Source organism: Chryseobacterium oleae (genome assembly GCF_900115055.1).
GTDB classification, from domain to species: Bacteria; Bacteroidota; Bacteroidia; order Flavobacteriales; family Weeksellaceae; genus Chryseobacterium; species Chryseobacterium oleae.
On sequence record NZ_FOVD01000001.1, the window covers coordinates 608,214 to 628,811 of the forward strand.

The window sequence follows — 20,598 nt, forward strand, 5'->3', positions numbered from 1 at the left end:
ATTCAGGTTTCAATAAATATTACATATATCATACCATAACAATCAATTCAATTAAAATCGTGTACAGTCTTTTAACAAAAAGGAGAAATTATTCCACTTCAATATTCCTTTTCAAAGGCAGGTTTTTAGAAGAATTTCCAACCATAATCCTGTAGGTTCCTTTTTCTACCATCCATTTCATATTTCCATCTAAAAACTTAAGGTCTTTTACAGGAACTTCAATTATCACCTGTTTAGATTCACCCGGATTCAGATGAACCTTTTTTAATCCTTTTAATTCAATAATTGGTCTGGATACTGATGCCAGCAGGTCTTTCACATACAGCTGAATCACTTCGCTTCCGGCTTTTGATCCCGTATTTTTAACCCAAACTTTTGCCGTGATGGTTTCATGGTCTGAATATTTTGTCTTGTCTAACTGCAAGTCAGACATTTCAAAAGTGGTATAGCTCAATCCAAAACCGAAAGGGTACAAAGGCTCTCCACTCAAATCGTAATAGTCATTTCCTCTTCCTGTTGGATGATGATTGTACGTCAACGGCAATTGTCCCTCTTCCACCGGAAATGTGATGGGAAGTTTTCCGGATGGATTTTCTGCCCCGAAGAGCACTTTTGCCACCGCATTTCCTCCTTCTTCCCCAGGATACCAAACATCCAGAATAGCTCCAACTTTATCCTTCCAGGCCGTTGTTTTTATAGCAGAACCGCCTACCAAAACTACAGTGACAGGTTTGTTTAATTTTGACACTTCACGAATCATTTTTTCCTGATTTCCCGGAAGGCTCAGTGAAGAACGGTCTTGAAATTCGCCTTCATGAATGCCTGCCGTGATGATGATATAATCTGCATTCTTTGCTATGTTTAAAGCCTCATCAAAGTCTCTCTGATACTTGTCAATGCCATAATTCCAGATCAGTTCAATATTCGCTTCGCCCCTGTTTTCATGGAACTCGATGACGACATCATACTGTTGATCCTTTACAAAATCCATAGCTGCTGTTTTGGTAGAATACCCTAGTTTTTCCCATTGCTCAATCACCGGTTTTCCGTTTAAATACAATCTGAAACCATCATTTCCACGCAGTCCCAATTGATATTTTCCACTTTCCGGAGCTTTCAGTTTTCCCGTCCATCGAATGCTGTAATTGTCTGTCTGCAGTTTTTCAGGATCCGGAGAATACAGTGTCCATTTAAAGTTGATCTGTTCATCCTGTCTTTCAAAAGCCGGTGTATCTTTTAAAACGCTGTTGGAAAAATAACTTCCGTGTAATCCTTTTTTATTTCCGAAAGATAAAAGGTCAGCAGGAACCGTTTTAAAATCCTTTATATCCCAGGTAATCCCTTTTGCATACAGGATTTCTATATTTTTATCTTTGGTGACATTTTTAATGCCCTGCAGAATACTCACTTTATTATTTCCCGGTCCGGAATATCCGCCCAACCTCGCATCAGTGGCATCTGTTCCGATAACTGCAATCCTTTTTACCGCTTCTGAAACGGGAAGTGTTCCATTATTGTTTTGAAGCAAAACAAAAGACTCAACCGCAGCCTTTTCAGCCAAGGGTTTATGGTTGATCTTTTTTAATTCCTGCATATCTTTCACCGAAACATAAGGATTTTCAAAAAGTCCCAGTTCAAATTTTGCCTTCAACACTCTTGCTACAGCATCATCTATTCTGTTTTGTGAAATTCTTCCGTCTAAAAATGGTGGAATAAAAAGTTTGTAATGCTGATAGTCTGTCTGAAATATCACATCCAGTCCCGCATTGATGGCCTGTGCCGAAGCATCACCATAATCCTTCGCCGTAAAATGAAGTACATTCGCTCCTCCTACCGCACTGGCATCGCTGATCACAAAGCCTTTGAAATTCCATTCTTTCTTTAATTTCTCTGTGAGCAACCAGTGATTGGCCGTAGAAGGTCTTCCGTCCAAAAGGTTATATGAAGTCATGACCGATCTGCTTTTTCCTGTTGTAAATGCTTTATCAAAAGGAACGAGGTGAGTTTCTTCAATATACCGCTTACTCCAGTGAATCGGATAAGAATCTCTTCCACCCTCGCCCACATTGGCTAAAAAGTGTTTTGGAGTGGTAATAATTCCCTGATCTTCAAAAGAACTTACAAAACTAACGCCCATCAATGAAGTTAAAAAAGGATCTTCACCGTAGGTTTCCTCTGTACGTCCCCATCTGACATCGCTGGCAAGATTCACTACAGGCGTCAGAATCTGGCGGATTCCTCTGAGTTTTGATTCTTTTGCTATGGCTGAGGATACTTCCTTCATCAGATCCGGATTGAAAGAAGCTGCTAAACCAATGGCCTGCGGAAAAGCAGTGGCCCCTTCCCGAACCAGTCCGTGCAGGGCTTCATCAAAAGGAATGATCGGAATGCCGAGTCTGGATTCTTCAACGAAATACTTTTGGATGGCATTGATTTTTTTTGCCAGTTTTTCAGCATCTTCGTTAGCATTGTATGTGAGCATTTGTCCGGCAGCACCTCCGCCCTGATTTCCTGCACTCACCTGCAATCCGAAGATTCCGTGTCTGTACCGTTCTTTTGGAACGTTATCCAGATCTCCCGGAATCATAAAACACTGCCAGAATTTTTCTTCCGGTGTCATTCTTTTCAACAGGTCCTGAACTCTGATTTCAATGGACTGTTTTGAATCTTTGTATAATGGTTTTTCTTTTTGAGCATGCAAGTAAACAGAACTGAAAGACAATACAATAACCGTAATTTTAATCAACTTCATTATTTCGTCATTTGAATTACAGTAGCCAACTTGAGTTTTGTCCTTTCTTCAGGAAGTTTTATTTCAATCCTGTTTCCGGTTTGTTTCCATTGAATTTTTGAACCCATACCAAGAATTTTCAATGATTTTGGCTTAAACTTTTCCGGAAGTGTAACATTGAGTACCGATGGCGTTTTATACTCTGTAGTATCATCGATATGGAAAACATTCAATGTTTTAGTGTCTTTTGATTGGGTGTAATAAAAATTTCCATCGTGATAAGGCTCTGCACTTCTGGTTGCAAAAACCGCTGACTGATTTTTATCCATCCAATTGGAAATTTCTTTTAATCTTTCATACACAATCGGATCATAGTCTCCATTGGGACCGGGAGCGATATTCATCAGGTAGTTTCCACCTCTTGAGATAATTTTTATAAGCGTTTCTATGATTTTCTGGGAAGATTTATATTGATCATTGGGAACATAGGAAAAAGAATCTCCCATTGTGATACAGCTTTCCCAGGGAATAGAAAGGGCATGTTCCGGAACCGCCTGTTCAGGAGTAACATAGTTCTCCCATTTTCCGGGCACAGTCCGATCTACCACAATGATTCCCGGTTGGTTCTTTCTGGCCATGGTCCCGATTTTGTCCATATCAATATCCTGCTCCACTTTGATGGTTCTCTGCCATTCCACAGAAGGATCGATGGTTTTAAAAGGGCGAACCCAACCTCCATCCAGCCAAAGAATATCAATTTTTCCATAGTTGGACGTGATCTCGTTCAGCTGATTAAAAGTGAATTTTTTAAAGCTATCCCATCTTTCAGGGTATTTCTTCGGGTCATAGTTGACATTTCTGTCTTTTGGCGGAAAGTACGGCCACCAGTAGTTTTCGGAATGCCAGTCAGGTTTTGAAAAATAAGCTCCGATTTTAAACCCGTCTTTCCGGAAGGTATTAAAGATTTCTTTGGTAACATCCGCTTTTGGATTTTTTGAGAAAGGAGTTTTGGGAGACGTAATTTTATAATCAGATTCTTTGGTATCGAACATCGTGAAACCGTCATGATGCTTTGTCGTGAAAACCACGTACTTCATTCCGGCTTTTTTTGCAGCATCAGCCCATTTCTGAGGATTAAATTCTACCGGATTGAAAGTTGTTTGCAAATTTTCATAATTCTTTACATACTCATTGTAAGATTTTCCATGTTCCGGTTTTCTCTGCGTCCAGGATTCATCTTCCGGACAAAGGCTCCAGCTTTCGACAATTCCCCACTGGCTGTAGGTTCCCCAATGCATAAACAGTCCGAATTTAAGGTCCTGCCACTCTTCCAGATTCTGAACGACGAGCGGATCGTCCGGCTTTAGATAGCCTGCAGAAACATTATGGGCCTGCGAAAAACAGGCTGAGGATATAAAAAAAGTGGACAGGAAAAGGCTTTTCGTTTTCTGTTTAATGAGCATACAAGGTTCGTTTTTGCTAATTTAAACATCCTTTCTTTAATCGGCAAACCTTAATTTTGATCTGATAGGATTGCATCCTATCCTGGGCTAAATCGTCACGTTGTGACTGGGTTATCTCGTGCAGATTTTTATGATATACTTCTGATAGGACTGCGTCCTATCCTTGGTTAAATCGCCGCGTTGTGGCTGGGTTGTCCCGTGCCAAATTTATTTATGATTTCTTCAACTTATATGAACTTTAATGGATTGGGGGTTTAGCTTTAATTAAAACGTATTTAAAAACTTTTGTTCTTTTTGTGATGAAAAGATTAGATGATGTACTTCTTTGTTTTCACTTCAATTTCAGATCCTTCTGCCAGCATGACAGAGATGGGTTTTTGGTCATTAAGGAACTGAAAGTCTTTTCCGTACAGCGTATTAAATTCAATATCCAACTTATAATCTTTAATAGGATAATGTTTCCATTTCGGATGGCAGACTTCATATTCGGAGGTTTTATATTCCCTTTTGGTGAATCCGTAGTAATGTTCGGTAATGAATTCAAATTCTGAATCATTTTCCATAGGCAAAGCTATACGATCAGCTGTGATTTGGATGGAATGCCAGCTTTTGTCTTTCCATGCATATTTTACAGTCAGTTCATCAGCGTTCACCCTGATGTCATTATTCATCGGCATTGTTTTATAATTTTCTTTGTAAAATGAATTCGCCACAAAGCTGAGCGCATATTTTGGAACGATCTCTTTAATGAAAACAACGCCTCTCTTCCAGGTATTTTTTTCTCTTTTTTTAACGTAAAATCTTAGATTGACTTCTTCAAAATTCCGGTAGAAAGGAATGGAAAGACCTAGTAATTTCGTGTTTAAAAACATAAATCCAACCACGCTTACATAACATTTTCCGTGGTAAAAATCCAGCTCAGTTCCTTCAGGAAGATACTTGATTAAAACCTCAGGGTCTATGTCGTAATTGATGATGGCTAGTTTTCGCCATTCGGCTTGCAGAAAGTTCATTTTGTTGTTTTTTGGGTTAGGGATACGGGTTTGAGAGTCGGAGGGTTTTAGTGTTTCGGGCTTTAGGGTGAGCTTTAGTTGTCTGAAATCTGATATTTTGCATCTTGATTCTGAGCTCAGGTCCTTGACCCTCACAATTCACCATTCACTTGCGAAGCACAGTTCACCATTGACATTCATCATCCCACTTGAAAGTCTAAGCCTCAATCTCATGTCTCATGTCTTCTATTTTTTAAAAAGTCTGCTTCTTGTTCAGGTCCGGGAGTGCTTTATCTATTCTTTCGGCCAGTTCGGGTAGCTGATGGTGGGAACGGCAGGGAAAAGATGGTGCTCCATATGGTAAAACATACTGAAGGTAAGCTTATTTTTCCAGGATCCGCGTTGTGTTCTTGCGATATTGGGCTCATCATCGGTATCATGATGAACGGTCCATACTGCAAAGAATGCCATTAGAAATTCTCCGAAAATCATGACTAACACGTGATACATCAGGAAATGAATCTGAAAAAAGAACACCAAGAAAGTAAAACCCGCAATAGAAACGAGTTCTATTAACATATTCCGTTTATAGTTTTTATTGGCCTTTTTAAAGGTTATCCAGTGAATCAGGAACATATGTCTTGGGCCATACAAAATAGCTTCATACCATTTCATAGACGCTGATTTCCCTTCATAATCCTCTTCTGAAAGACAGAATTTATGATGCCTGATATGATTAAATTTTACCGCATGAATGGAAGCCATCATTAAAATACTGTTGAGATACAGAGACAGCCATGTAAGAACTTTTCCCGTTCCCAATGCTTTATGAAAACCATTATGCACCTGTCTGAGCGCTGTCAGAAAATAGAATCCTGAGAAAGGAAGCGCCAACCAGTAATATTCATGATAAGCCAGCAGGACCGAAATGAAAAACCATGGTAGACTGATATTGTTTTCGATCAGCATTTCTTTGATAGAAAGGGTTTTAAGATCTTTCCATTCTACTTTTTTGATGAGTTCGAGATGGTTCATGTTTTTGTTTTAGAGGTTTGGGATATGTGCGAGTTTATGGATAAGATTCATAGACTCTGTAATAATCATAAATGTAAATCACGGCCATCACAGGGCTGTAAAATAAAGAGGCAAATAAAACGGACATTAAAATTTGAGAAATATCGTAATTTGCAACAGATGCATATTTCAAAAGTATAGATACCCAAACAGGTATAATCAATATTCCGTAGATGATATAAAAAACTGATTTCTTTATGGGCAGAAACAGTCTGATCAGAAAACTTATCAACTGGGCGCTACCCGTCACATAGTAGAACAAGAGGAAATTATAGCCGCCAAAACTTGCCAGGATCATTCCAGTCATCAGCATGATCAGCTGAATATAAAAGTCGATTATTACAAATGTTCTCATGATCATTTCTTTTAAAAGGTTAAGAAATCGCCTCTTGTTCTTTTATGGTTGGATCTGAAGGTGATGTACATCCAGATTTTAAAGATGAGTGTTTTCATTTTCGATGAGTTTTTCTTTGTTCATAGCATGTTTACGGCCTTTCAGAAACAGAAGAAGGTTAAGAAGCATCATCAGGCCGAGATAGATGGAAAAGCCTCCGATCTTTTTACTTAAAGCGACAACCAGTCTTTCTATGGTTTCAATCTGAAAAAATTCAATGATGCATAAAGCAAATCCGATATTCAGGAGATAAAAACCAATCTTAAAGAGGGAATTCGTTGCCATCGCGATGTCTTTTTTCTGGTGAAAAATATCAATCATGAATGTTTTTGAGTTTTTGAACAGAAACTGTGATACCAATACGGTAAGAGCGATTACAATAGGAAGATAAATCATGTACGCTGAAAAATTGTACGTCGTGGTTAAAACTGTTGTGGTCATAGCTGTATTATTTTAATGTTAATTTGTTTCTTAAAAAGTAAAGCGTAAAAATGTTCATAAAATGCAGTACACATAGGATCAAAGCAATATACCCGATACGGATAGCAGTCACTGCGATGACTTCTTCCAAAGAACTCACCCGGTCCCAGAATGCCAGATTGACAGCAATATATCCCAGACTCAGCAGATAGTAGCACCCAAGAAGAATCCTGTTGATGGTAAGGCACATATCACTATCATGAATCAGGTATTCCAGATAAACCTTTCCGGCCTGAAAACATCGCCTTCCGACATCTATGGTGATGTAAGAACTCACCATAAGAAAAATGACATATGAGACTATATTAAACATCTTATAAATATTATATTTTCAGTAATTTTTGAAAATTAAATTCAAATAAAAAAGGATGATCTCCTCTTCTATTTTAGCAGGTTGGTAATTTTTCCTACCAGCCAGTGATCATCGCTTTTGATTGCCAGATCCATGATATTATTAATCTTTCCGGTCACAGAGCTGAAATCATCCATCAGCTTTACAAATTCTTTCGCTTCATCGGAATCTTTGTCTTCTATATTCTTCAATTCTTCCAGAAAAGAAATGACAGGTTCTATTTCCCTTTTTCGTCTTTCCTTCGTGATTTGCTTAAACAGATACCAGACATCTTTTTCTGCTACGAAATACTCTTTCCGGTCTCCTTTTACAAATTCTTTTTTTACAATTCCCCAGTCTATCAATGCACGGAGGTTCATATTGGCGTTTCCCCTTGAAATCTCCAGCTGCTCCATCACATCATCGGTAGAAAGAGGCTTTCCAGTGGCCAGAAGCAATGCATGAACCTGTGCCATCGTACGGTTGATTCCCCAGTTGGTGGCGAAGGTTCCCCATGTTTGAATGTACTTTTCTTTTGCTTCTGATAGTTTCATTTTTTCTCTGTCTTTAATTTCTATAACAAATATAATTATATTTTTTGAATTTTCAATAATATTTGAAAATTAATTTTTATCCATTTGACAGGACGGTGTCCTATCCTGGGTGAAATCGTCACTTCGTAACTGGCTGTTTGTTTAGTGGTTTATTATTTTTGGAAGCTTTTGTTCTACCAGTTTGGTAAGCTTTTCTGCCCCGATATTGTTCAGGTGATCTCCGTCATAGAAGTCAGTGATGTTAAAATAAGAACTTTGCATAAAATCAATATGAGAGCATGTTTCCGGGTATTTCTTTAATAAATCATCATATACCTTCATGGTACGGGCAAGCTGGGTTCGGTTGCAATTCTGATAATATTTAAGAGTAACGGGACTTGAAAGAAAAATAACCCTGATCTTTTTTTCTTCAGCAATTCTGACTATCCTGTTTAATGCTTCCTTATTTATTTCAAAATTGTTTTGGTATTCTTCTGACTGTATATCAAAAGTATGTCTTCCGGCTGCTACTTTTGCCGTCTTATTGATATCAAACGGAGAAGGTGATTGGTATGAAGTTCCAAATCCCAGTTCAGTACTTAGTCTGCTGTATTTATCGTGAACATAATAATTTTCAATCTTTTTGATCTGATCCTGAATCTTTCCGTTAAAAATTTCTGCATAATTGGCCAGGTCATGCCCTATCCAGAAGTGATAATATATATTGTAATTTTTAACTCTCCACTTTTCATTAGCCGTTTCAAGAGTATAATACATGGAAACGTAATCTGCAGGAATCACAATATATTTCAGATTTTTCCAATGGTATTTATCCAGAATCATCTGATCCAGATCAAGTGACTGCGATATATAAGATGCATTATAAGATTGATGTAATGCATAGTCCGGATTAATCCCAAAATATACATGTGAGTTTCCCAGATATAGGACTTCTACTTTGCCGGAGTTTTTCTTTAAATAATCATTTTTGACACTGTACTCATTAGGTATTTTTTCAGCCATATACTCTATTGTAACCAAAACAGCGACAACCGGAATCATGAAGTAAACGAGATTTTTTAACAGCTTTTTCATTAAAATTGGAAATAAATAAAAATTTGTTCTTCACCCGAGAAATAAATAATACCCCCGATAAGGATGTAATAAAAACCCCATCTCACCCACCGGTTATGATCCAAATGGATCTTTTCAATGGCAAAATTTTCTTTCCTTCCAAACCACTCTACTGCCATAAAAAACAAGATGATCGCCACCAGCCACTTTACTTCTTTTTGCGGGTATTTTAAAAGTGAATAACTACAGACTCTCCGGATGTATTTTAATGCATCCATCACACTGTCAGCCCTGAAGAATATCCATGCAACCACGGTAAGGCCAAACGTGAAACCCATCATCAGGATTTCTTTTATAGTAGGAAATAAAGAGTTTTCAGCAACGACATCTAAATTATTTCTGTTGGTTTTAAAGATGATTGAAGGCATGATAAATAAGGCATTTAAAAATCCCCAAACAATGAAGGTCCAATTGGCTCCATGCCAGAAACCGGAAACAAGGAAAATAATGAAGGTATTTCTGATCCTCATCCAATTGCCCCCATTACTTCCCCCTAAAGGAATATAGAGATAATCCCGGAACCATGATGAAAGCGAAATATGCCAACGCCTCCAAAATTCCGCGATATCACGCGAAAAATAAGGATAATTGAAGTTCTTTAATAAATCAAACCCAAGAAGTCTCGCCGTCCCCAATGCAATATCTGAATACCCCGAAAAGTCCCCATAGATCTGAAATGCAAAGAGAATAGCACCAATAGCCAACGTACTGCCATACAATCCCTGATGATGAGCAAAGATCTCATTCACATAAATGGCGCATTGATCCGCAATTACAATTTTTTTAAACAGCCCCCAAAGGATTTGCCGCAATCCGCTGACTGCATTTTCATAACTAAACGTTCTCTGAACTTTGATCTGAGGCAATAAGTGGGTCGCTCTTTCAATAGGACCAGCTACCAATAAAGGGAAAAAGCTTACAAATAAGCTATAGTCTACAAAATTACGCTCAGCCTTTATCCTTTTCTTATAAATATCAATAACATATGAAAGACCATGAAATGTATAAAATGAAATCCCCACGGGAAGTATGATGTTAAGAAGCCAGATATTGACTTTGAATCCGAAGTTTGACAAAAACTCTGCAAAGCTTTCGATAAAGAAATTGTAATATTTAAAAAAGCCTAGAAATCCCAAGTTAATGACAATACTTAAAGTCAGCCAGAACTTGGCTTCCCTGCTATTCTTGCTATTTTCAATCTTAATGCCTGAGAAATAATCCAATCCAATAGAAAACATCAAAAGAAACAGAAACCGCCAGTCCCAACATGAATAAAAATAAAAGCTTGCGACAAGAAGTAAGATATTCTGCCATTTCAAACTTTTTCTTGCTATCCACCAATAAAGGCCAAATATCACCGGAAAAAATAAGGCAAATGAGAGGGAATTAAATAACATTTACATTTTTAATTTGTTTCGCAAATATAAAAAAGAAACAATACATATTTATCAACATAAATATTAATTTATTTAATTAAATATTAAATAAAAACATTATATATTAAAATAAATAAATATCACACTAAACAGTGTACCGAGGAATTTATTTAATCATAGAGAAACCCTTTCTTCCATTGTCTATTTGTGATTGGTAATTATACTATCTTTTGCTAAACCGTCACTTTATGACTGACTGGATATAGCTTATACAACAAAAAGAGATACTGCTTAAAAACAATACCTCTATCTTGTATTTTGATTTAAATCATTTTCCTTAAAACATTCCCAGCATTACTCATTACTCATTACTCATTACTCATTACTCATTACTCCTCATTACTCATTACTCATAATTCTGGCTTTGATCCCCTCATTCCAGTATTTCGCTTCCGGCATATAGTAGAGATATACATTGCTGGCTTTTCCGGTATATTCTCCGGCAAATTCAACTTTCAGATCAAGGTTAATCACTTTTGTTTCTTCAGCATCAAAATGTTCCCAGTACAACACCAGATAATTGTCGAAAATTTCATAATAAGCGACCTGTTTTTTATCAATAAGATCTTTCAGCAGGGCATTCTGGAGGGTCAGCCCGGCTGGAATTCCGATTTTAGTAGTGACCATCGGTAAAGGTCCGTTGATTTTATTTTTGACTGTAACCGTCATTCTGTTGGTCTCCCCTACTTTCGCTGTCGCAGATTTCAGTTTGGTTTCCAGCGTCACAGGAATATCCTTACTTTCCGGAGCCTGCAAGGTGTGGTACTGATAATCCAGTTTATAAGGCAGTCCTTTTTGGATATCTCCGGCATACTCAACGTCTATTTCGTTCTGTCCGCTTCTGTATGCTGAACTCAGGCTTACATCCGGGGCAACTTCTACCTTGTTTATTTTAATTTTTGGTTTTTCCGTACCGTACAGCTTTTCATTTTTAGCAAAGAAATCAGACAATGCTTCCAAAGCCAATGTAGTAGCCTGTGTGGAACCAAAACCGTAATGCCCGTTAAAATTGATCAGTTTATCCGCTGCTTCTGCAATTTTCAGCTGATTCAGTTTTTCATCTTTCTGAAGTGCCATGATGTACAGTGAGAGCGTTTCTGCATTCGCTGAGATGCCTCCTGATCCCGTAAAAGTGACCGCTGTTTTTTCAGTTTTACTTTCATACTGCTGATTCAGTATGGTCATCAGCTGCTGATACTCCATAGTTTTTCCAAGATACGCAGATGCATTGGCCATCAGGGTGAGCTGGTAAGAATCTTTTGTAGCTAATACTTTATTCAATGCATTTTTATAAGGTTCTTCCAATTCATTTTTTAAACCGACTTTTGACAGAACATAGATCACATACATATTTCTCGACCAGGCATAATCGGAGAAAGGACTCTTCATTTCAAAACTTTTCCTCACTTCAAAAGTTCCGTTCTGATTTTTCCTGGATAAAATGAAAGAGGTCAGATTCTGGATCAGCTTAGGATCAATATCCACATATTTCTTAAGATCCCTGAATTCCAGCAAGGCAAAAGCTGAAACCGAAGCATCAGATTCCGAAGCATTGAAATATCCGAAACCTCCATCCTTGTTTTTATAGCTCAGCATTTTCTGGTAGCCTTTTCTCATATTTCTTATCACAAAACTTTCCGTTTCAGGCGTAATCTTTTTAATTGATTTTAAATAATTCAGAATAAAAATATTTGGATACACCGTAGATGAGAGCTGTTCGAAACATCCGTGAGGCTCGCGTTTCAATCTTTCCATATCATCAAACAACTGAAGGGCCGTATTTTGATAGATATAATACGAAGATGAGAAACTACCGTTGATGTATTCCGGAATAGTGAGCTTTATGTTTTCAGAGGTATTGCTGATGACAGAATAATGGTGCGGAAATCCTTTTTCTTCAACATTAAACGGAAAAATAGCCGCTTCCCTGAAATCTCCCGACTGTATTGAAAACTGAATATTCGAACTTACCACATCATCGGTCTGCATAGTTACAAACAGCCTTCCCGATTCCAATGGTTTCAGGGTAATGATACTATCAAATTTTATTAATTTAACGCTATTCGGAACAATGACATCCATGACCATTTTCCGGGTTTCTGCAGAGTTGTTTTTAATAACTACCGGAATCGTCATCTGATCCGCCCTTGTCAGGTACTGCGGAATTTTAGCATCAATGGAGATGAGGCTTTGAGCCGCGTATACCGTTTCATCTCTTCCTATCTGCCCTTTTCCCGAAATGCCTTCGGTGATGATTCTGAAAGCAGTATTGGCATCGGAATTATAAAATTCGACCTGTGCTTTTCCTTTTTTATCGGTTTCTAATACAGGATTCCAGTAGATGGTTTCCCTGTAGTCAAAACGGTATGAAGTATTGGTACTCTGATAGACAGGATACTGAAAATTTCTGCTGTAAGAATAGGTAACCAGGCTGTCATTCGGAACTGCCATCACTGCATAATATGATTTTGGAGTAACATCAATTCTCAGCTGTGAACGTGAGTTTTTGGCAGAATTAATAAGGATAACCCCATTCACTCCCAAACTCCCGTAAACAGATGTGGCGGCAGCATCTTTCAAAACCGTTATACTGTTGATATCACTGGGATTGATGGCTGTTTTAAAATTTTCTACCGGTACACCATCAACCACATACAATGGAGTTTTGTTTGACACGGAGGCCATTCCTCTTATCAGAACATTGCTTCCGGGCTGTCCACTGGCTCTGTTGACCATAACTCCGGAGACTTTTCCTGTTAATAAAGAAGCAACATCCGGATTCTGCAATCCTTCTTCCTTTGAAATAATTGTTCCAGATGTTAACCCATTTTTTTTGATGCTATAAGCCATTACTACGACCTCTTCAATTCTATCGGACTTTATAGTGTCACTCTTCATATTGCCCTTGCTTCCGGATGATCTTTTTGTACGACTTTCCGGAACATATTTTGTCTTTTCCTGCTCCACAACCTTTTTTTCAGGATCTTGCCGGAGTTCTATCTTTCCTGTTTCTTTTACAGCTTCTTTAACGATTTCCTGTACATTGACGTTATTCAGTGACTTTTTTGCCAGAGGATTTACCGGAAGCCTGTAGGATAAAATCCTGATCTTCACTTCCTGTTTAGGCTGAAAAGATTTAGCAACAAGTTTGTAGGAATTATCTTTTTTAAGATCCGAGAAATAGAATGTTCCTTCTTCGGAAGTCGTCTGTTTAAGAGTTTTGTATCCTTCTATGAGGTAAACGTCGGCTTTGACAGGTTTCCCATTCTCATCTTCCACAATCCCATAAATAGGGTTCTTTTTTTCAGGAAGGTATTTATATTTTTGATTTGTAATGACTTCAGGAACCATCTCAAAATACCGGTAGCCGTTGGTAAGCATGAGAAGATCAAGACTTTTGGCTGCCTTTTCTTCTTTTTTATCAAAATAAAATTGTGGCCTTTCCACTTTTCCTTTCAATTCAGAATCCATCAGAAGCCAGGAAAGGATATTATTCTGTTTATCATCCGCATATGTCCAGAGTTTATCATCTACAACGCTCATAGCCAGATTGGCAGGAACAGGAATTCCGTTTTCATCCGTGGTTTCAATGTCCAGTACTACCTTTTCCCTTGGAAGATATTGTTGTTTTACAGGCTTGATTTTCACATTCATCTGTCTGTTTTCATTGGCAAAAACAATACGTTCTGCAAGGGGGATTTCTCCCTCAAAAACAGTAAATCGACAAATACCTGCCGGAAGTTCTTTTTCAGAAATTTCAAACTGATTGAAACCTTTCTGTAATGAAAATGTCTGATTATACATCTCTTTTTCGCGGAAGCTTCCTTTTAAAACAATTGTTCTTGCCCCTGTAGATATGATCTTTGCGTAGATCTTCCGGTTTTCTTTACGCACATTAAAAACCACACCTTCATCTTTAGCCTCAGGAAGCGGATATGTCTGGGAAATATTTTCAGGTTTCAGGACTTTTGCGTAATACGTTTCTCCTTTTTTAGGAGTAAAGAGAAAGCTTTCCATTCCAAAATTATAGGCTGAATTTTCTGCTACTTTTTGGTTGTTCTGATTAAAAATTTCCAAAACGGCATCGACAGGTTTTTCATATTCATCTACAATTTTAAATGCTACATTCTGCTGAATTCCATTGATAAAAGAACCTCCTTCCGGCATGAATTTCACATCAAGATGATTCAGAACAATTGGAATATTTCTGGAAACAGATTCTGTAAAACCATCAAAATTCACTTTAATATTCAGTAAAGCATCGGAAGATTTCAAAACCTTCGGAAGATTGAATTTAAGCTGTTTTTTACCTTCTTTATCGGTAAGCAGTTTTCCTTCAGAAATGATTTCCCCATTGTGCATCACCGTATAATCTGCTTCATAGAAAGGAATCACCTGATTGCTCAGACTTCGCATTGAAAAATCTGCCAAAACCTCATCACCCGGGCCATATCCTTTTTTAGGAAACTCAAGCTTCATCAGAATTCTGGGTGAAACCACTTTCTGTAAAGTGATTTCTTTTTCAAAAGCATTTTTCCCTTCCTCATTCTGCATCCAGTTCGTAAAAGCCCTGATTTTGTAAATTCCGCCTTTCATCTCATCACTGAAATAGAAATATCCTTCTGCGTAGCCTTTTTCAATTTCGTATTTGGCTTTTTTAATAACACTTCCGCTTGGGTCAATCAGTTCAAAGTTCACCACTCTGCTCTGATCTGCCGGAAGATTATTTTCAGCTTTCACGATATAAATTTTAAAGTACATTTCCTCACCGGGCTTATAAAAAACATGGCTGGTTTGTATATACGTTTTTTCTTTTTCGAAATCTTTAAACTGATTCTGCGCTTTCAAACCAACATTTGAAAACCCTAAAGCGAACAGTAAAATATATTTTGTTATCCTGAAATCCATACCTTAAAATTGAAATGAAACCATACATCCAAAAGTCTTGTAAGAAGGGAGATTGAAGAAATCAAGCCCTTTCCCGCTGTCCAGATCGTAAAAATTCTGGTTGGGATCTGCTCCCTGATTGGCCTGCCAGAGAAGAATATTATTGACGTAGAACGTAATTCCCAAGCCTCTTTTAAATCGGCCAACATCAAATTTTCCTGTCAGTGAAATAGTGTTGATCCTTACATAATCTGCCTTCTGCACATAATCTTCTGCCACACCAAGATAACCGTACCTTGTCCATCTGTTCTGTGAAACATTCTGTGCCGGATTGTAAAAATCAACGGGAATCTGGTTAGGGCTTCCGTTTGAATCTACTCCCTGAAACACATAGTTTTTGATATTTCTTTCATCTCCTGAATTTTGAGAACGTCCGTAGTAATCCAGTACCGCTTTGGTTCCGTTCCAGATCTGACCGCCTTTTTTCCATTCCCAGTTGATATCCAGAGAGAACATTTTATAGTTGATGGTATGATTGAATTTAACCACAAAATCAGGGGTAGGGTCAGCAATAATTTTCAATCCGTCTGCTTTTTTCGGGTATCCGAATTCATCAATAATCAGCTCTCCGGCAGCATTTCTTTCAAAATAACTTCCCATCACGGCTCCAAAAACCTGCCCTCCGGATAAAGTCTTATACACATCACTGAATCCTGCAACCGAAAGATTGTTATATCCTGCATTTACCCTGTCTACTACGTCTTTGTATTTAAAAAAGGAAACCTTATTGCTCATTTTGAAATCTGTTCCCAAATACATATTGTCATAGATGAAATTCGCTTCATAACCGCTGTAGGTATGGTCTGCCAGATTCTTCAGCTGCAATTGGTTATTGTCAAAAACCGGAAAAATATCATTGATCACTTTTCGATTAAAATATTCGGCTTCCAAACTCATGTTGTAAGTAGCCTTCAATCTAAAGCCTGCTTTTCCTTCCTTGCTGTTGATATTGGAAAGGTTTCGGAATGTCTGAGCTTCTAAAACCGGAAAATACTGGTGTGCATTCTGAGCTTTCAACAAGGTTGTGGCATAAGAAGCATAAGATTTCGTGATCTCCGGCTCTGAGCTCATTTCCGTGTAGGCGCCCAGGATTTTAAAATCTACGCTGTTCCAGTTAAAAATATTCTGAAATGTCAGATAGGCATTCACTTTCGGAAGCCAGTAGGTATTTTCAGCGGATGTGTTTGATATATAGAAAGCATTCCCAGCATTAAATCCTGCGCTGATATCGCTGCGGTAGCTGGAATAATCATATTTATAGTTCAAGATATAATCCTGCGATGTCCTTTGATATACATAATCTGTTTTTGTCAGGCTATTGTAAACTTCAGATTTTCTGTCATTCAGGAGAAAATTCAGGCTCACAACACTTCTCCTGTCGCTTTCACCGAAAGTGTAGGATCCTGAAACATTAGAACTGTAAAGTTTATTCTGCTGGCTGCGTTCACTGTACAAACCGTTTGTAAAGCCGGAAGCAGATGGATATCGATAATCAACATTCATGAAACGGTCGTTTTCGTAAGATTGACTGATCATCAGTTTAAAATCAGAAAAGTTTCTTTCCAGCCCAAAGCTGAACTGTCTCCTGCGATCGCGGTAGTTGTATTTATTTTCCTGCTCCAGTAAAAAGTAAGGATTGTCTGCAGACTGGCCATAGCTTCTCTGTAAGCCATTTGTCAGAAGTGCATTCTGCGCATTTGAAAAAGAAACGGGCGTAAGCAGAGCATTTTGATAGACCCTGTTGAAAAGTCCGGTTCTGTTGGAATTTACCGCTTTATTTTCATCATAATTAAATCCCAGATTGACAGAAAATTTCAGAATTTCAGAACTCAGCTTTGTTTTAAATGTATTGAAAATATTGTACTGATCTACAAAATACATCTGGTCTTTCTGCTGCCCCAAGTCTAAGGAAAGTCTGAGTTGTTCACTGTAATACCCTTTGTTCAGGGAAGTATTCAGCCTCAGCTGATTGTTGTGGCTGAAAACCGTTTTGAAAATATCGTTGTTATAAGCTTTGGCCGGAGAGATTCCGGTGCCAACAGGGATCAGTCTTCCGTTCCAGTCGTATTCATATGGGTGATGATCAAATCCCAATGAAGAAATATCCGGCCCGAAACTGAACATTTCACCTGTTTCAGGTCCCTGCCATTCCAACAGACCGTTTTGGGAACGCCCCTGAACATACCGGTTTTGAGTATGAGGAATAGAATTTCTTGTTTTGACGTCAAAAGAGGTTGTAAAACTTCCGCTAAAATCAATAAATTTATTGGGTTGCTCTCTTAAATAGTAGGTATTATCAGTAACCTTTTTGATCTTTCGCACTGCAGAAAAGTTATACGCTGACTTTCCTATTACATATTCTTTGGAATCTTCAACGCTGAATTCATCTTTGAGTTCTTTTGTTACTAAACTGTCGTAGGCCCTGCTTCTGGTTGTCCAGACACTTGCTTTCTCCGTTCTGCTTTCTAAAATACTCTTAAGCTCACGAAGTCCGCGGGCTACAAGCTTGCTTTTCCCATCATTCCAGATCAGGGTGTCATTTTCTTTGGCGGCAATAATGGCAAAACCCTTTCCATCGGTAAGTTCATATATTCCGTTATTCTTATTATAAACCTTAAGGAAATTCTGAGGTTTATCTTTTTTATTTAAAAATATTCCTGAATAGTACAACTGAGAGTTTTGCGAAAACAGAAAGTTCGCTGCAAAAGGCAACAACACCAAATAAATTTTCTTCATCGTTATTAATATTTCTAAAAATAGAGAAAAAAAAGAAATTCCCGAAGAAATTTCTTTTTTCAATACGTTAATTTTTGATCACCTTAAAGGTTTCCCACCGATCTCCGGATCTTAATCTCAACAGATAAATACTCTGAGGATAGGAAGTAATGTCGATTGTGTTTTTACCTTCTTCAAGTTTCTCTTTTCTCATGATGATCTTTCCTGCCAGATCATAAACGAACAGTTCATCTATGGCATATCTGGATTTTATATTGATGATTCCTTTGGTAGGATTCGGGAAAATCACCGTTTTGGATTCCTGTTGATTATTAACTTCTGTTTCAAGCTTTTTGTTCAGATGATCATTAGAAATTCCGTCGCTGCATTCCGGAAGTGTTGCTCTCTGAAGAATCAGTCTTAATAACAGTGCATTCAGCTTTTCTACTTCATAGGAATCAATGGTAGGTTTTATATGGTCATTACCAATGCCACTATCGTTGGTCAGAAAAGTATAGGTTCCGTTCGTCAGCAGGGCAAATGTTCTCATCAGATATTCCGTCTGTTTGTCCGTATCACTGGCTGCCAAAGGAATTACTGTAATCCCTTTTTTGGAGGCCAGTTTTATTTTCTCATAAAGTTTACTGATATTCTCCTCTGAATGGTGTGGAGGTGCATCAAGAATCAAAAACATGATTTTCGCTGAATTTTCATTGCTCCATTTCAGTTCGTCAATGGAAACCTGCATAGCTTCTACCACGGCTTCAGGCGTATCTCCGCCTCCCCCTGCATTTTGTTTTTTAATGAAACTGACTAGTTCTTCGGCTTTATCAGAAAAATCAAATTTTCTGGTCACATATTCGTCACCATGGTCTCTGTAAAAGACGGATCCGTATCGCACCGTTGTATTTTTAAGATTGCTTTCCACCTTTTTTAAGACATCAAGAAGTTCAGACTGCAGATACGAAATTTCGTCTCCCATAGAGCCTGTAGCATCCACTACGAAGGCGAGATCCAGATTTCGTTTGGTAACACAGGCTCTGTCCATCATCACCAGGTTCTGTCCGTTTTTAAAATCTCTGATATTCGTACTGATGATCTGTCCTGAGCCGTCCGCTAAATAATATTTTCCAAAAACAGGATTACTGCCTTTCATAGGCTCTATCCACAATTCTGCATTTCCTAAATTATTGGAAACCGCTTCCCAGATGACCTCTTTTTTATCGTTCAACAGTTTTACTTTTTCTCCGATTACCGGTTTTCTGTTTTTATTGACTAACTGCACGGAAACCCTTCTGTCAGGAAAGAACTTCCATATGTTTTTATATTCGTCAAGCGTAGGAACTGCAATATCTTTCCAATAATCCCATTTTGAGAAATCATTCACTTCGCCGGCAGTTAGTAGTCCTGCTTTCGGAAGATCCTTATCTTCTTCTTTAATGGCTTCTTCCGCTTTTTTTGAGGCTTCTTCTTTAAGTTTTTCCAGTTCGGATTTCGAGAGGCCACGGGTGGTCACCAAAATGACCCCATTGCGGGCCTTACTGCCATATAAAGCCGTAGCTTCCAATCCTTTTAAGACTTTTATTTCTTTAATATTGCTGGGATCCAATGAATTCAGCACTTCTGATTCTTCCCCAAATACCACTCCATCTACCACAAATAATGCTTTATCAACGCTCAAACTTTTAGCCCCTCTTATCTTTATTTCTGAATCTTTTCCTGATAAAACAGATACCCCTGCTACTTTACCACTTAAAGAAGCCAGTACCGATGGTCTTCCGGCTCCTTTATCTATAGAAGCAACCATCGTGCTTGATGAAGTTACTGAACTCACCTTTTTTTTCAATCCCATAGAACCAGTCATCACGACTTCTTCTATCCTTGTTTCTCTTAAAGTATCTCTTTTTCCTTGTCCGGAATATGTATCTTCCTCTGGCGGTTCAGGGAGTTCGCAAGAAATGGTTCTTGGGTTGTCTAAACCTATGGGCGCTACGGGTTCATAAGCAAGTACGGGTTGCACAGGTTTTAGTTCTAGTTCTTTTTCTATATTGGCTTTTACCGTACTGTCTACTGTCTGGATATTATTCTTTTCAGAACGATTTTCAGTCCTGTTTTCTACGATTACAGGTTTCGGGTTTTCAGTAGTTTTATCTTTACTGATAAAATAAAATGCCCCCAATCCAATGATTAAACTTGCCGCGATTCCATAAGGAAACCATACTGGCAGTATTCTTTTTTTCTCTTCTTTTTTGTCTAATTTTTCTTCAACTTTTGCCCAGACTTTATCAAAACCCGGAAAAACGGTCGGTTCTTCTGAAAGCTTAGAAGCATCATTGAATTTTTTATCTATGTCGTGATTGTTTTCCAT

General features: G+C 38.0%; 13 protein-coding genes. All 13 read right to left on the bottom strand.

What is annotated here, in order from left to right; translation table 11 throughout:
• Positions 1-88: 88 nt before the first annotated feature.
• The 13 genes from BM143_RS02720 to BM143_RS02780 all read right to left on the bottom strand — a co-directional run bounded on the left by BM143_RS02720 (position 89) and on the right by BM143_RS02780 (position 20,598).
• Positions 89-2,752, bottom strand: coding sequence for a glycoside hydrolase family 3 N-terminal domain-containing protein (locus BM143_RS02720; protein ID WP_090022751.1), 2,664 nt, complete (start codon positions 2,750-2,752; stop codon positions 89-91).
• A complete protein-coding gene (locus tag BM143_RS02725; protein ID WP_090022753.1) occupies positions 2,752-4,194 on the bottom strand; it encodes an alpha-L-fucosidase in 1,443 nt (480 codons plus the stop codon). Before BM143_RS02725 ends, BM143_RS02720 begins: the two co-directional genes overlap by 1 nt.
• A 308-nt stretch (positions 4,195-4,502) precedes the next feature.
• On the bottom strand, positions 4,503-5,207 hold the full coding sequence (locus BM143_RS02730) for a YqjF family protein (RefSeq protein WP_090022755.1): 705 nt from the start codon (positions 5,205-5,207) through the stop codon (positions 4,503-4,505).
• A 273-nt stretch (positions 5,208-5,480) separates the two neighbouring features.
• Positions 5,481-6,221, bottom strand: coding sequence for a fatty acid desaturase (locus BM143_RS02735; protein ID WP_228430673.1), 741 nt, complete (start codon positions 6,219-6,221; stop codon positions 5,481-5,483).
• A gap of 34 nt (positions 6,222-6,255) precedes the next feature.
• Entirely contained in the window at positions 6,256-6,615 is a 360-nt protein-coding gene (locus BM143_RS02740; RefSeq protein WP_139221970.1) for a hypothetical protein, read from the bottom strand.
• Positions 6,616-6,693: 78 nt separating this feature from the next.
• Positions 6,694-7,095 (bottom strand): hypothetical protein, encoded by a 402-nt coding sequence (locus BM143_RS02745; RefSeq protein ID WP_034727946.1) that lies wholly within the window; start codon positions 7,093-7,095, stop codon positions 6,694-6,696.
• A gap of 7 nt (positions 7,096-7,102) precedes the next feature.
• Positions 7,103-7,447, bottom strand: a complete 345-nt coding sequence (locus tag BM143_RS02750; RefSeq protein ID WP_139221971.1) for a hypothetical protein — start codon at positions 7,445-7,447, stop codon at positions 7,103-7,105.
• A gap of 68 nt (positions 7,448-7,515) precedes the next feature.
• Positions 7,516-8,019, bottom strand: a complete 504-nt coding sequence (locus BM143_RS02755; protein ID WP_090022761.1) for a GbsR/MarR family transcriptional regulator — start codon at positions 8,017-8,019, stop codon at positions 7,516-7,518.
• A gap of 141 nt (positions 8,020-8,160) precedes the next feature.
• Positions 8,161-9,093: a hypothetical protein gene (locus BM143_RS02760; RefSeq protein WP_090022762.1), complete on the bottom strand. Its 933-nt coding sequence runs from the start codon at positions 9,091-9,093 to the stop codon at positions 8,161-8,163.
• The gene (locus BM143_RS02765) at positions 9,093-10,529 is read right to left on the bottom strand and encodes an MBOAT family O-acyltransferase (protein ID WP_090022763.1); all 1,437 of its coding nucleotides are present in this window, start codon (positions 10,527-10,529) and stop codon (positions 9,093-9,095) included. Before BM143_RS02765 ends, BM143_RS02760 begins: the two co-directional genes overlap by 1 nt.
• A gap of 378 nt (positions 10,530-10,907) precedes the next feature.
• Positions 10,908-15,476, bottom strand: coding sequence for a TonB-dependent receptor plug domain-containing protein (locus tag BM143_RS02770; RefSeq protein WP_090022765.1), 4,569 nt, complete (start codon positions 15,474-15,476; stop codon positions 10,908-10,910).
• 3 nt (positions 15,477-15,479) lie between these two features.
• Complete coding sequence (locus BM143_RS02775; RefSeq protein WP_090022767.1) at positions 15,480-18,251, bottom strand: hypothetical protein; 2,772 nt, start codon at positions 18,249-18,251, stop codon at positions 15,480-15,482.
• 67 nt (positions 18,252-18,318) lie between these two features.
• A complete protein-coding gene (locus BM143_RS02780) occupies positions 18,319-20,598 on the bottom strand; it encodes a VWA domain-containing protein (protein WP_090022769.1) in 2,280 nt (759 codons plus the stop codon).

What these genes read in the sequence shown, in the direction of transcription:
- BM143_RS02775 (WP_090022767.1), bottom strand. Translation starts at nt 18,251, where the DNA reads ATGAAGAAAATTTATTTGGTGTTGTTGCCTTTTGCAGCGAACTTTCTG.
- BM143_RS02725 (WP_090022753.1), bottom strand. Translation starts at nt 4,194, where the DNA reads ATGCTCATTAAACAGAAAACGAAAAGCCTTTTCCTGTCCACTTTTTTT.
- BM143_RS02740 (WP_139221970.1), bottom strand. Translation starts at nt 6,615, where the DNA reads ATGAGAACATTTGTAATAATCGACTTTTATATTCAGCTGATCATGCTG.
- BM143_RS02750 (WP_139221971.1), bottom strand. Translation starts at nt 7,447, where the DNA reads ATGTTTAATATAGTCTCATATGTCATTTTTCTTATGGTGAGTTCTTAC.
- BM143_RS02760 (WP_090022762.1), bottom strand. Translation starts at nt 9,093, where the DNA reads ATGAAAAAGCTGTTAAAAAATCTCGTTTACTTCATGATTCCGGTTGTC.
- BM143_RS02765 (WP_090022763.1), bottom strand. Translation starts at nt 10,529, where the DNA reads ATGTTATTTAATTCCCTCTCATTTGCCTTATTTTTTCCGGTGATATTT.
- BM143_RS02735 (WP_228430673.1), bottom strand. Translation starts at nt 6,221, where the DNA reads ATGAACCATCTCGAACTCATCAAAAAAGTAGAATGGAAAGATCTTAAA.
- BM143_RS02730 (WP_090022755.1), bottom strand. Translation starts at nt 5,207, where the DNA reads ATGAACTTTCTGCAAGCCGAATGGCGAAAACTAGCCATCATCAATTAC.
- BM143_RS02755 (WP_090022761.1), bottom strand. Translation starts at nt 8,019, where the DNA reads ATGAAACTATCAGAAGCAAAAGAAAAGTACATTCAAACATGGGGAACC.
- BM143_RS02745 (WP_034727946.1), bottom strand. Translation starts at nt 7,095, where the DNA reads ATGACCACAACAGTTTTAACCACGACGTACAATTTTTCAGCGTACATG.
- BM143_RS02720 (WP_090022751.1), bottom strand. Translation starts at nt 2,752, where the DNA reads ATGAAGTTGATTAAAATTACGGTTATTGTATTGTCTTTCAGTTCTGTT.
- BM143_RS02780 (WP_090022769.1), bottom strand. Translation starts at nt 20,598, where the DNA reads ATGGAAAACAATCACGACATAGATAAAAAATTCAATGATGCTTCTAAG.
- BM143_RS02770 (WP_090022765.1), bottom strand. Translation starts at nt 15,476, where the DNA reads ATGGATTTCAGGATAACAAAATATATTTTACTGTTCGCTTTAGGGTTT.